The organism is Kocuria sp. 2SI (genome assembly GCF_005502825.1).
In the GTDB taxonomy this organism is placed as follows: Bacteria; Actinomycetota; Actinomycetes; order Actinomycetales; family Micrococcaceae; genus Kocuria; species Kocuria palustris.
In genome coordinates, this window is the sequence record NZ_SCNB01000018.1 from 22,966 (window position 1) to 35,831 (window position 12,866).

General features: G+C 72.0%; 9 protein-coding genes. 5 read left to right on the plus strand and 4 right to left on the minus strand.

Annotation, left to right across the window (positions count from 1 at the left end):
- Positions 1–43: 43 nt before the first annotated feature.
- Positions 44–601, minus strand: coding sequence for a GNAT family N-acetyltransferase (locus tag FFS25_RS10230; RefSeq protein WP_137802841.1), 558 nt, complete (start codon positions 599–601; stop codon positions 44–46).
- Positions 598–3,147 (minus strand): DNA gyrase/topoisomerase IV subunit A, encoded by a 2,550-nt coding sequence (locus FFS25_RS10235; protein WP_137802842.1) that lies wholly within the window; start codon positions 3,145–3,147, stop codon positions 598–600. Before FFS25_RS10235 ends, FFS25_RS10230 begins: the two co-directional genes overlap by 4 nt.
- A 118-nt stretch (positions 3,148–3,265) precedes the next feature.
- On the opposite strand from FFS25_RS10235, the gene FFS25_RS10240 reads away from it, so the two are divergent.
- The 4 genes from FFS25_RS10240 to FFS25_RS10255 all read left to right on the plus strand — a co-directional run bounded on the left by FFS25_RS10240 (position 3,266) and on the right by FFS25_RS10255 (position 9,758).
- The gene (locus tag FFS25_RS10240; protein WP_137802843.1) at positions 3,266–6,010 is read left to right on the plus strand and encodes a bifunctional acetate--CoA ligase family protein/GNAT family N-acetyltransferase; all 2,745 of its coding nucleotides are present in this window, start codon (positions 3,266–3,268) and stop codon (positions 6,008–6,010) included.
- A 7-nt stretch (positions 6,011–6,017) separates the two neighbouring features.
- Positions 6,018–7,847: a serine/threonine-protein kinase gene (locus FFS25_RS13610; RefSeq protein ID WP_212742741.1), complete on the plus strand. Its 1,830-nt coding sequence runs from the start codon at positions 6,018–6,020 to the stop codon at positions 7,845–7,847.
- A gap of 94 nt (positions 7,848–7,941) precedes the next feature.
- Positions 7,942–8,532, plus strand: coding sequence for a DUF5998 family protein (locus FFS25_RS10250; protein ID WP_006214884.1), 591 nt, complete (start codon positions 7,942–7,944; stop codon positions 8,530–8,532).
- Entirely contained in the window at positions 8,529–9,758 is a 1,230-nt protein-coding gene (locus FFS25_RS10255; RefSeq protein WP_137802844.1) for an alkaline phosphatase family protein, read from the plus strand. The genes FFS25_RS10250 and FFS25_RS10255 overlap by 4 nt, the downstream gene beginning before the upstream one ends.
- 84 nt (positions 9,759–9,842) lie before the next feature.
- Here the strand turns inward: FFS25_RS10255 and sepH are convergent, their stop codons facing one another.
- Positions 9,843–11,471 carry a septation protein SepH gene (sepH, locus tag FFS25_RS10260; RefSeq protein ID WP_171004170.1) on the minus strand — a complete coding sequence of 543 codons (1,629 nt, stop codon included), beginning with the start codon at positions 11,469–11,471 and terminating at the stop codon, positions 9,843–9,845.
- A gap of 389 nt (positions 11,472–11,860) precedes the next feature.
- Here sepH and FFS25_RS10265 point away from each other — a divergent pair, with 389 nt between their 5' ends.
- The gene (locus FFS25_RS10265) at positions 11,861–12,163 is read left to right on the plus strand and encodes a DUF4193 domain-containing protein (RefSeq protein WP_006214887.1); all 303 of its coding nucleotides are present in this window, start codon (positions 11,861–11,863) and stop codon (positions 12,161–12,163) included.
- A 127-nt stretch (positions 12,164–12,290) separates the two neighbouring features.
- On the opposite strand, the gene FFS25_RS10270 is transcribed toward FFS25_RS10265, so the two are convergent.
- Positions 12,291–12,737, minus strand: a complete 447-nt coding sequence (locus FFS25_RS10270; protein WP_006214888.1) for a DUF3093 domain-containing protein — start codon at positions 12,735–12,737, stop codon at positions 12,291–12,293.
- Between the last annotated feature and the right edge of the window lie 129 nt (positions 12,738–12,866).

Consider the following 12,866-nt stretch of genomic DNA (forward strand, 5'->3'; position numbering starts at 1 on the left):
CCTGGGAGGGGCAGGGCTCAGACGAGACCGCCTCGGACGGGCTTCAGAGCCGCGCGGCGCGCAGGAAGTCGCTGTGCACCTGAGCACCGAGCTGGAACGTGGCCGTCCCCACCCGCTGCAGCCCGGCGCGCTCGTAGAAGGCGTTGGCGCGCTCGTTGCGGTCGTTGACCTGCAGCCACAGGAAATCGGCGCCGATCCGCCGCCCCAGCTCGAAGCACTCCCGCATCATGGCGGTGGAGGCTCCCGTGCCGCGCGCCTCGGGCAGCAGGTAGAACTTGGACAGGAACAGGCCCCTGCCCTGCACGAGCGGCTGGGAGCGGTCCAGGCCGTCGTCATCGGGCAGGGCCTTGTCGAGCAGCAGCAGGGCGTAGCCGATCGGCGTGCGCTCCTGACGGGCGATCAGCACCCGGCTGGCCGCAGCGTCCAGGTGGCCGCGGAAGGCCTCCTCGGACAGGCTCGTGGCCACGAACTCGTCGATCGCGGCCGGGTCGGCATTTTCGGGCGTGGCGTGCACGAAGGTGCGCCGGGCGATCTCGTGCAGCGCGGCGGCATCATCCAGCTCCGCGCGCTCGATCACGACCTGGGGCTGCTCGGGGCTCATGCCTGCTCCTCGCTCTCGGCATCGCCGTCGGCGCCCTCGGCAGCGGACGCGGCGGAGGACACCGGGCTCCACGCAGGGCCGATCGCGTCCGGCAGCTGCTCCACGCCCACGCCGGAGCCGTCGCGGCGTCCGAACTCGGTGGGCAGGCTGCGGGCCACGCCGGCGGCGGAGACCGCCTTGGCGGGCCCGTGCCCGGCCCAGGCGAGCACGAGGCCGGTCTCTCCGCTGAGCAGCCGCTGGCAGCGCACACCGGCGGTCGCGCGGCCCTTGGACGGGTACTCGGACAGGGGAGTGACCTTCACGGAGTAGCCGCCCATCTCTGGCAGCGCCTCGGAGGAGCGCGCGTAGGTGACCACGCGGGCGTCGGGATCCTGCGAGGCCACCGGCCCGAAGAACACGACGGAGTCGTCGTCGGCGAGCTTGATGCCCGCCACGCCGCCGGCGGTGCGGCCCTGGGCGCGCACCAGCTCGGCGGAGAACGTCAGCAGCTTGGCCTGCGCGGTGATGAACACGAGCTGGGCCGAGTCGGGAGCCGGGCCCATGCCCACGACCTCGTCGCCGTCCTTGAGGCTGATGACCTCCCAGTCGTCGCGGTTCAGCGGGTGATCCGGGTTCAGCCGCTTGACCACACCCTGACGGGTGCCCATGGCCACGACCTCGTTCAGCGCGGCGAGTCCGATCAGGCGCTCGCCCTTGGCCAGGGACAGGAAGTCCTTGGCGGCGGTGCCCTCCTCGAGCCGGGGCGCGCCGTCGTAGGAGCTCAGCGCCGGAAGGTCCATCACGGGCACGCGGATCATCCGCCCGCTCGAGATCAGCGCGCCGATCTCCCCGCGGGCGGAGGTGGCCACCACGGAGCGGAGGGCATCGTGCTTGAGCCGGCGCCCCGGCTCTGCCAGCGGCGTGCGGTCGTTCGTGCGCGCCATGCGCCCGGTGCTGGAGAGGAAGACCCAGCAGGGGTCGTCGGCGATCTCCAGCGCGGGCCCGGCCGCGGCCTTGGCGGCGGGGGCGGCCAGCAGCGCGGGAGCCTCATCGGCCTCGAGCAGGCGGGTGCGGCGGTCGTCGCCCAGCAGCTCGGCGACGGCGGCGAGCTCACCGGAGACGACCTCGCGCAGCCGGTCCTCGGAGTCCAGGATGGCCTCGAGCTCTGCGATCTCCCGCTCCAGCTCCTCCCTCTCCCGCTCGAGCTCGATCCGGGAGAACTTCGTGAGCTGGCGCAGGCGCAGCTCGAGGATGTGATCGGCCTGCAGCTGCGTGAGATCGAAGATCGTCATGAGGCGCTCGCGGGCCTCGGCAGTCTGATCCGAGCTGCGGATGATCTGGATGACCTCGTCGATGTCCACGATCGCGATCAGCAGGCCCTCGACCAGGTGCAGCCGGTCGCGGCGCTTGCCCAGGCGGTGCGCGGTGCGACGGCGCACGACCGTGAGCCGGTGCTGGTTGTACACGCGCAGCATCTCGAGCAGCCCCAGCGTCTGGGGGCGGCCGTCGACCAGGGCCACGTTGTTGATGCCGAAGGACTCCTCGAGCGGCGTGTGCTTGTACAGCGCCGCGAGCACCGCCTGCGGATTGAAGCCGTTCTTGATCTCGATGACCAGGTTCAGCCCCTTGGTCCGGTCGGTCAGATCCACCACGTCCGAGATGCCGGTGAGCTTCTTGGACTGGACCGCGGACTTGATCCGGTCGATGACCTTCTCCGGGCCGACCATGTACGGCAGCTCGGTGACCACGATGCCCTGCTTGCGGGCGTTGACCTGCTCGATCGAGACGGCGGCCCGCGTCTTGAAGGAGCCGCGGCCAGTGCGGTAGGCGTCCCGGATCCCGTCCAGCCCCACGATCTGCCCGCCGGAGGGCAGATCGGGCCCGGGGATGTGCTTCATGACGTCCTCGAGACTGGCCTCGGGGTGCTCGAGCAGGTGGCGCGCGCCGGCGACGGCCTCGCGCAGGTTGTGCGGGGCCATGTTCGTGGCCATGCCGACCGCGATGCCGGTGGTCCCGTTGACCAGCAGGTTCGGGTAGGCGGCCGGCAGCACGGAGGGCTGCATGAACTGGTTGTCGTAGTTCGGCACGAAGTCCACGACGTCCTCGCCGAGATCCGCCGTGAGCTGCAGCGCCGCCGGCGCCAGCCGGGCCTCGGTGTAGCGCGAGGCCGCCGGGCCGTCGTCGAGGGAGCCGAAGTTGCCGTGCCCGTCCACCAGGGGCATGCGCTGGGCGAAGGGCAGGGCCATGCGCACCATGGCGTCGTAGATCGCGGAGTCGCCGTGGGGGTGCAGCTTGCCCATGACCTCGCCGACCACGCGGGCCGACTTCACATGACCGCGATCCGGGCGCAGGCCCATCTCATCCATCATGTAGAGGATGCGCCGCTGGACGGGCTTGAGGCCGTCGCGGGCGTCGGGCAGGGCCCGGGAGTAGATCACGGAGTACGAGTACTCGAGGAACGAGTCCTCCATCTCCCGCGTGACGTCGATGTCGACGACGTTGCCCTCGAAGTCCGCGGGCAGCTCGTCGAGCGCGGACTTCTGGGCCTTGCTCCTGCGTGGGGCCATGGGGTGGTGCTTCTCCTCAGCCGCGGTCCGGCGCCGCGATCGATGGGCGCGGAGACCGCGCGCGGAACTGTTGCCCGAGACCAGTGCTCGGGAGCGAATCCTCTGTAGCCTTCAGTCTATGGTCCCGGATACCGCACCCGCCGACAGCCCCCAGCCCTCCGGCCAGCAGACCGCGCCCGACTCGGGCTATCCCAAGCACTGGGAGGCGGACGTCGTCCTTCGCGACGGCGCCACCGCGCACCTGCGGCCCATCCGCCCGGAGGATCAGCAGCTGCTGCTGGACATGTTCCACCAGCAGTCCGAGAACACGATCTACCTGCGGTTCTTCTCCCACAAGACCACGCTGACCCGCCGCGAGCTGGCCCGCTACACCACGGTGGATCACCGCGACCGCGTGTGCTTCGTGATCCTGCTGGGCACGCAGCTGATCGGCGTGGGCCGCTACGACCGTGCGGGCAGCGCCCCGGAGGCCGAGGTCGCGTTCCTGATCTCGGATGCGCACCAGGGCCGCGGGATCGGATCCATCCTGCTCGAGCACCTGGCGGCCGCCGCCCGGGAGAACGGCATCGACCGCTTCACGGCGGAGGTGCTGCCCGAGAACCGCTCGATGCTGCACGTGTTCGTGAAGGCCGGCTACGACGTCGCCCGGCGCTTCGACGACGGCGTGGTGGCCCTCGACTTCTCGATCGACCCCACGGAGCGGTCCCTGTCCGTGATGGCCTCGCGCGAGCACCGCGCCGAGGCCCGCTCCACGGCCCGGCTGCTCACCCCGAGCTCGATCGCTGTGGTGGGCGCGTCGTCGGATCCGACGAACGGCGGGCACACGGTCGTGGCGAACCTGGTAGCCGGCGGGTACACGGGCAGGCTCTACGGCGTGAACCCCACGCCCTTCGAACAGGAGGGCATGACGTACGCTGCGAGCCTCGAGGACATCGACGGCGAGCTGGACCTGGCGATCGTCACGGTGCCCATGGACGCGGTGCTCGAGGTCGTCGAGGCGTGCGGGCGCGCCGGTGCCCACGCGGTCGTGGTGATGACCGGCGGCTGGGCGGAGTCCGGCCGCGAGGGCGCCCAGCGCCAGCAGCGGCTCGTGGCCGTCGCCCGCCGCCACGGCATGCGGGTCGTCGGGCCGGCTTCGCTCGGCGTGGCCAACCACAGCGCGGAGATCTCCATGGACGCCACGGTGCTGCCGGCCGTGCCGGGGGAGGGAACCCTGGGGCTGTTCAGCCAGTCCGGCGCTCTGGGCATGCTGCAGACCTCGGCTGCGCTGCGGCATCGCGTGGGCGTGTCGACCATGGTCTCGGCCGGCAACCGCGGCGACGTCTCCGGCAACGACATGATGCAGTTCTGGGAGGACGACCAGGCCACCGCGGTGTGCGGGCTGACCCTGCAGTCCTTCGGCAACCCCCGCAAGTTCTCGCGCATCGCCCGTCGCCTGGCCCTGACCAAGCCGGTCGTGGTCGCCAAGTCGGACGTCGCCGGGCTGCGCCTGCCGCCCGGGCACACGGGCCGCACCACCGAGGCCCCCGCTGGGGCGCTGGATGCCATGCTCGACCAGGCCGGGGTCATCCGGGTGCCCACCTCCGATCTGCTGATGGACACCGCGGCGGTGGGCACCTCCCAGCCGCTGCCGCGCGGTCAGCGCACCTCCCTGGTCTCCAACGCCATGGCACTGGCCAGGCTCATGGAGGACACCGCCACGGGGCTGCAGATGCCCCTGGCCCGCCTGCGCGACCGCGTGGACACCTCCATGGGCGGCCAGCAGGCCCTGCAGGCCCTGGTGCGCGAGGTCGCCGAGGCCGTGGCGGATCCGCGCAGCGACGCCGTGGTGGTCGCGACCATGCCGATCCGCGGCATCTCCGGCGACGAGCTCGCCGACGCCGTGTGCGCCGCGATCGCGCAGCGGGGCGAGGACGACGAGTGCGCCGCCAAGCCCGTGGTGCTGGCCGTCACCGGCGATATCGCCGACGGCGCCTCCTCGCGGGTGCACACGGACCCGCAGGGCCGCACGCTGCCGGTCTTCCAGGCGCCGTCGGCGGCCGTCTCCGCGCTGCACGGCCTGCAGCGCTGGGCCCGCTGGCGCGACGAGGAGGACGATCTGGTCACCGTCCCGGAGGACATCGACGCCGAGGGCGCCGAGGCCATGATCGAGCGCTGGTCGCAGGAGGTGCGCGGCGAGATGCTGCTGCGCCTGGACCGGGAGCGGACGGCGCAGCTGCTGGGCGCCTACGGCATCTCGGTGCTGCCCACCGCGCGCTTCACGGACATCGACGACGGCCTGGCCGCCGCGGCACGGATGGGCTACCCCGTGGTCCTCAAGGCCGCCGACGAGCATCTGCGCAGGCGCCTGGATCTGGGCGGCGTGCGTCTGAGCATCGACACGCCCGAGCAGCTGCGCGAGGCTGCGACCTCCATGCGCAGGGAGATCGGCGCGGGCACCGAGCAGCTGGACGTCCAGGCCATGGCACCCACCGGCCAGGCCGTGGTCCTCACGGCCACGGAGGACCCGCTGATCGGCCCCGTGCTCTCCTTCGGCGTCTCAGGAGACGCCGTGTCGCTGCTGGATGACCTGGCCCATCGCGTGCCGCCGCTGACCGATCTGGAGATCCGTCGCATGGTGCGCGAGCCCAAGGCCGCGCGGAAGCTCTTCGGCCACGAGGGACAGCCGCCGCTGGATGTCGCACGGCTCGAGGAGCTGATCATGCGGGTCTCGCTGCTGAAGGATCGCCACCCGCAGATCGCCCGGCTCGAGCTGAACCCGGTACTGTTGTCCAGTCAGCGGCTGACGGTGCTGGATGCCGACATCCGACTGGGCAACGCCCAGGACCGAACGGACAGTGCACGACGAGCGATGCGGAGGTGAGCGGGCCATGAGCGATACCATCGCCGGCCGGTACACGCTCATCGATCCCATCGCCCGCGGCGGCTCCGGGACGGTCTGGCGGTCCTGGGACCAGCGGCGCAACCACGTGTGCGCCGCAAAGGTCCTGCGCCAGCGCGACTCCGCCGACCTCCTGCGCTTCGTGCGCGAGCAGTCCGTGAAGATCGATCACCCGCATGTGCTGGCCCCCTACGGCTGGGCGGCCGAGGACGAGCACGTCGTGATCGCCATGGATCTCAGCGACGGCGGCACCCTGGAGAACGCGATCCAGGACCACGGCGCCTTCTCGGACAAGGTGGCCGAGGAGATCCTGCGCCAGCTGATCTCGGCTCTGCAGTTCGTGCACGCGGAGGGCTGGATCCACCGCGACGTCAAGCCCGCCAACCTCATGATGGATGCCACGGGCACGGGGCGACCCCTGGCTCGACTGGCCGACTTCGGCATCGCCACGCAGGGCGAGGACGCCCGCCTGACCCGTATCGGCACGGTCGTGGGAACACCCGGCTACATCGCCCCCGAGCTGCTCGAGGGAGCGGATCCGGATCCCTCGCAGGACCTCTTCGCCGCCGGCGTGGTGGCCATGCGCATGGTCCGCCCGGACGCCGAGCGCGGCATCACCCCCACCCCCGGGGACGCCCTCGAGGCCTTCGGCGAGGACTCCCTGCTGGGTGCCGAGGTGGCGGCGCTGCTGGACCCCGATCCCGCGGTGCGCCACGACGGCGCCCTGTCGCTGATGGAGCGGCTCGAGTCCTCTGCCGAGGAGGACTTCGGGCAGGCGACCACCCGCGACGGCGAGACCTTCGAGATCTTCCAGACCCTGGACCCGCTGCCGGAGGCCTGGCAGGACATCGTCTCGGGCCACGCCGAGCCGCCCAAGCAGGAGCGCACCGGGGAGAACATCTCGCAGTCCGGTGAGGCCGGAGAGCGCACCCCGAGCACCACGATCGTCCCGCAGCAGCCCGGCGCCCAGCGGATCGACGCCCCCGCGGGCGGCCGCCTCAGCGGAGGCTTCGGCACGCCTCCGCCCGGTGGCGTGCCGCTCGTCGGGCCCAGCTCAGGCCCGGCCGGCACGGCGCTGAGCGGCATGCCCTCGGGCCTGGGCGGCGATGGCCGTGAAGTCCCGGCGCAGGCCCCGCCCGTGGGCGGCGGGACGGCGAGCGCTGCCGTGCAGGGTCCGCTGCCGCAGGGCCAGCACAGCCGAGCTGCTCTGCTGGGCACCGTCCCGGCCGCGGATTCGGGCCGTGCGACGGCCCCTCAGCGCAGCATCTCGTGGGCCGGCGCCCACACGCCGGCCTCGGTCCCCGTCCGCCCGCAGGATCAGCCGGCCCACGTGCCGGGCGCTGCAGGAGGAAGCGCCGGGGCGACCCTGCGCGAACAGCCCTCGAGCCCCAGCACCGCCCCCGGGGCGCAGGTGCCGCTCGGCGGTGCGTCCCAGGGCAGCGCCCCTGCTGGCGGCGCCTCCCGGACCACCGGCTACACGGCGGCGTCGGCCTATTCCGGGGGTGCCTCAGGGAGCCCGGCCGCGGGGTCGTCGCGCTCCGGTGCCAAGAGCGGTCCGCTGTCGTTCATGGGAGTCAACGGCGCCGGCGGCTGGGTCGTCATCGGCTGCGTGGGCGCGGTGCTCCTCGCGGCCGCGATCCTGATCGTGGTGCTGATGAGCCCCGGGGGCAGTGAGGACCCGCCCCCGGCCGATCCCACCTCGAGCGGCACGGAGGAGTCCACCGGCGTTCCCACCACGTACGTCACCCAGGACCCCGAGGACGGCGGCATGGGCGGCACGCAGCTCGGCGGCTCCGGCGGCGACTCCTTCGGCGGCTGATCCCCGGCAGGCGGTGACAGGGCGAGTACCCGCAGCACGAGCAGCGCCCTTCTCGCAACTCGCAGACACGTCCCTTCAGGAGGGAACCAGGCAGATGACGCAGTCAGGACCGCGCGGCGAGCAGCTGCGCCAGGACATCGAGCGCGCCGGCTACTACCCGCAGCTCGTGATCGACGTGATGGCCGACGCCCTGGACGGGGCGGCCCCGGAGTCGCACCTGGTCCAGCTGGAGACCACCTTCGACCGCGATGAGGTCCACCGCCACATCACAGTGCTCGTGCTCGCAGAGGGCCTGCTGCACATCACGCACGTCGATGATCAGGAGTACGACCAGGAGGGCCAGGAGGTGCTGGCCCTGGCCTCGACCGAGTCCGTGGCCGCCTCCCGGGTGAACTCCGTGACGCTGACCTACGCGTACTACAAGCCGCAGCAGTACCGCACCGGCCACCCGATCAGCGAGGTCAACCTCAACATCGCCTGGACCGGCACCCGGAACATCGATCTGCAGCCGGCCGGCTGCGAGGACCCCCAGTGCGAGGCCGACCACGGCTACACGGGAGTCAGCGCCGTGCAGGACGTCTCTCTGCGGATCAGCGCCGAGGCCGACGGCGTCGAGGCGGTCGAGGGCGCCCGCGAGTTCGCCCGCAGCCTGCGCCGCAGCGCCGTGGAGCGGGTCGGACGATGACCGGCTCCGCCGGCGACTCAGCCGGGGCGGACTTCTGGGCCGTCCCGCCGGAGCAGGAGCCTCAGGCCGCGATCGCGCGCCCTCCTCGCTACGGAGCCCGCAGCATCGCCGACGTCATGACCTCGGCGGCCGCAGCGATCGGGGCCGAGGGCTTCGAGGACGTGCTGGGGCTGCCGGCCTCCCAGCGCATGGTGGTCGTGCTGGTGGACGGGCTGGGGCTGGAGCAGCTCGAGGCCCGCAGCTCGTACGCCCCGTTCCTGCGCGGTGCCGAGGACCTCGGCGAGCTCGACGCCGCCTTCCCGTCCACGACCGCCTCGTCGCTGGCGGCGCTGGGCACCGGGCTGCCGGTGGGCGTGCACGGTCTCACCGGCTACGACTCCTACTCCCCGCAGCTGGGGCAGACGGTGAATATGCTCGGCGGCTGGGATCCGCGGGTGGATGCGCTCGTGTGGCAGCCGCGCGACACCGTGCTGCAGCGCCTCGAGGCGCAGGGCCTGGACGCCGTGACGGTCAGTCGCGGCAAGTTTCAGGACTCGGCCCTGACGCGCGCGGCGCTGCGCGGCGGGCGCTTCGTGGCAGCGGACGGCGTGTTCGCCCGTACCAAGGCGGCCCAGGAGAACCTGCGGGCCGGTCAGCGCGCACTCATGTACTTCTACTGGGACGACCTGGACAAGACGGGGCACCGCCACGGCTGGGGCTCCTCAGAGTGGATCCACGAGCTGGAGGAGCTCGACAGCTCCCTGCGCCGCCTGTGCGCGCGCCTTCCCGGGTCCACCTCCGTGGTCCTCACCGCCGATCACGGCATGGTCGACGTCCCCCGAGAGGGCCGCGTGGATCTCACCCAGGTGCCCGGTCTGCTCGACGACGTCCGCACCAGCGCCGGTGAGCCCCGCTGCCTCCAGCTGCACCTGGAGCCCTGCGAGTCCGCGCAGCAGCGTCAGCAGCTGCAGGAGCGGGTCCGTCAGCGCTGGAAGGCCTCGGAGCTGGGGGAGCGGGTGCGTGTTCAGACGCGGGAGGAGCTGCTCGACGGCGGCTGGTTCGGCCCCGTCGAGGACCTGCGCCCCGAGGTCGTCGGACGCATCGGCGACCTGGTGATCACGCCGCTGGAGGATGACCTGGCGCTGCATGACCTCTCCCGCATCGGTCCGCAGACGCTGCAGATGGTCGGTCAGCACGGCGCCGTGACGCCAGCCGAGACCAGGGTCCCGCTGCTGCGCCTGGCCTGAGGCCGCAGACGAGCCTCCGACAGGCGATCGGCCCCCCTTCCTCCTCGAGGAGACAGGGGGCCGATGCGCATCCCGGGAGGGTCCTCAGTCGTTCTTGGCGCCGAAGACGATGTCGTCCCAGCTGGGCACGGACGACCGGGTGCGCTTGGCGCCGCCGACCCGACCGCGCGGGCGAGGACGACGATCGCCGTCCTGCTGGCTGTCCTGCGACTCGTCCTCGGGCTGATCCTGCGGGGAGGCCGCAGCCCGGGTGGGCTGCTCCCGAGAAGCGTCGCGCCGATCGTCGGCAGCGGAGGCGGGGTCCTCGTGATCGTCAGCGGCAGGCTCGGACTGCTCGGGGGACCGCACGGCGCTCAGGTGAGGCGCTGCCGGCTCGGTGTCCTCGTCGGTGATCTCCACGATGTCGGCGTGGTGCTGCGGGGCACCGGCATCCGCCCGGCCCAGGTGGTGGATCGTGGCCTCGTGGTGGCGCGTCGGATCCGAGTCCTCGACCGGCTCCGTCGGCCGGTCCTGATCGACCGGCCGCTGGACGCGCGCGTCCTCCTGGGACTCGGCGGGTGAGGCGCTGCGGTCCTGGCCCGCCGACTCGTCCGGCTCGACGGGGTCGCCGCCGGCGGAGGACTCGGGCTGGGCACGGTGGCCCGGCTGGATCGTCCGGTCGAAGAGCCGAGCATCGTCCGGGGCGGAGATCGGGCGCGGGCGCGAGTCCACGTGGCCCATGGAGCGGCCGAGGATCTCTGCGAGCTGGTCGTCGGAGCCCTCGTCGGCCCCCAGGCGCTGGCCGCGGCGGGCCTCCAGGACCTCGAGCAGCTCCTCGGTGGTGCGGGCCTCGTCCTCGCGGCGCAGGCGATCGGCACCCGGGTGCGATCCGCCCTGCGCCGCCGGGGCGGGCTCGTCGGCGCTCGGAGCTGACGAGGCGTCGCCGTCCGAGGCGCCCGGATGGGCGTCCTCGGTGGAGGAGGCCGTGCGGGCGGCAGTCTGGCTCGAGGCGGACGGACGGGCGGCGTCGTCGCTCGAGGTGCCGACAGCGGCTGCCGAAGCCGCCGGGCGGCGCTGGCCGAAGACATCGTCGCGCGGGGCCTCGGGCTCGTCGTCGCCGGTGAGGTGCTGGGCCCAGCCGGGCTCAGGGCTCACGGAGAGGTTGGCGGGGTTGAAGACCCACTGAGCCAGCGACTGCTGGTCCACGAGGTCCTGCGGCGCTTTGGCGGGATCGACCACCCGGAAGCGCACGGCCACGGTCCACAGCAGATCGGGACGCTGCCAGGCATCCCAGTCGAAGGAGGTGGGGGCGATCCCGAGCTGAGGGGCGCGGGACTGCAGCGTCTGGGCCAGGCTCAGCGGCGCGCTGTCGAAGGCGGAGCGGTAGCCCTCGGTGCGGCGCGCTCCGAGCTCGACCTTCTGGGCCTCTCGGGCCATGTGCGAGCGCTCGGCGATGATCGGCCATTCGTAGCGGCGCACGCGCTCCGGCTCCCAGCCGGACTCCTCGACGATCTCCTCGACGGACGCGCCCGAACGGAACCGGGCCTGGATGTCGCGGGGGCCGAAGTCAGCGCCCTGGCGCTGGCGGCGCGCAGGGACGCGGCGTGCGCGCTGGACCGCCTGGCGCAGGTGCTGATCCACTGCCAGGAGGCTGCGGCGTCCGGAGGAGTCGCTGAGCACCAGGTGCTCGCCGTCGTCGTGGACGCCTTCCAGGCGCAGCTCGTCCATGCTCATCCAGCCTTCCGCAGGTCTCTTGCTCCGGGGGACGCCGTGGTCGGCTCCGCCTCTCGGGGGAGCCGGTGCCGGCCCAGCCGGCGGACGCGTCCCGGTCCGCATCTGCGCAGAGTCTAGTGGTCGTGGGCAGACTGCGCGCATCGGGGGCCTGCACGGCGCGCTGCGCCCGGACTCCACGGACCCTTCGGAGCCGGCTGGAAGCTGCGCGGAGGCAACCGACCGGCAACAATTCTGTCGTGAGCGGACGCATTGGTCTTTCCGAGGCCCATAGTGAACAATCCTCCACACGTGAGGCAGGTATGCGCCCGCGAGCCCGCCCTCCACGGACCGCGGCCGGCTGTCGCCGCGCCTCATGTCGACGTCTTCACTGCAAGGATTAGGGATCACATATGGCAACTGATTACGACGCTCCCCGCAAGCAGGAGGAGGAGCTCAAGGAAGACTCGATCGAGGAGCTGAAGACTCGTCGCAACGAGACCCAGCACCCCAATGCGGACGAGGACGATGAGGCCACGGCCGCTGACAGCTACGAGCTGCCCGGTGCCGATCTGTCCCACGAGGAGCTCTCCGTCGTGGTGCTTCCGGCTCAGGAGGACGAGTTCACCTGCGGGTCCTGCTTCCTGGTGCGCCACCGCTCCCAGATCGCGGAGGAGAAGGACGGGATGAAGATCTGCGTGGAGTGCGCAGGCTGAATTCGACGAAGACTGACTGCCGGAACGCAGGCCGCTGAAGCCTGAGGCCCGCACAGGACAGAAGAAGCCCTCGACCGCCGCGGCGGTCGAGGGCTGTTTCGTCTGCGCGCCCGTCGGCTCGAGGGCCTCAGCCGACCAGGGCCTGGGCGAGCTCGTGCGGATGGCGAGTGGCGGTGAGCCAGTACGGGGTGGGATCCACGGGGTCGATGATCTCGATGCGGCACATTCCCGAGGCCGAGGCCGAGAAGTTCATGTAGGCCCGGGCATCCAGCTCGGGACCGCGGACGCGGCGGACGTCGTCGGGATCGGTGAAGGCCTCCACCTCACCCACGAATCGGCGCTCGATGCTCGCCCGGCCCACCCGCAGGAGATCCTCGGTGACCACGATCGAGGAGGCCCGGGAGTAGACGATGACGGGGGCCAGGATCAGCGCGATGACACCGCCGAGGATCCCGAGCCAGGTCGCGATGGGGGCCAGTGCGATCACCACGGAGCCGGCCAGGCCCAGGAACAGCAACCACATCCACCACGCCGGGTTCAGCTTCTCCCGGTAGAGCACCTCGTCGTCAGTCATGGGCACCATCATCCCATGAGCGGATGGCTCGGCCGGACGACCGGGTCCCGTTCCCGAGTGGCTGGAGGCGGCGCGGCGTCTACAGTGGGGCACTGTGCTGACCGACCCCTCACGCCCCCAGGACCACGA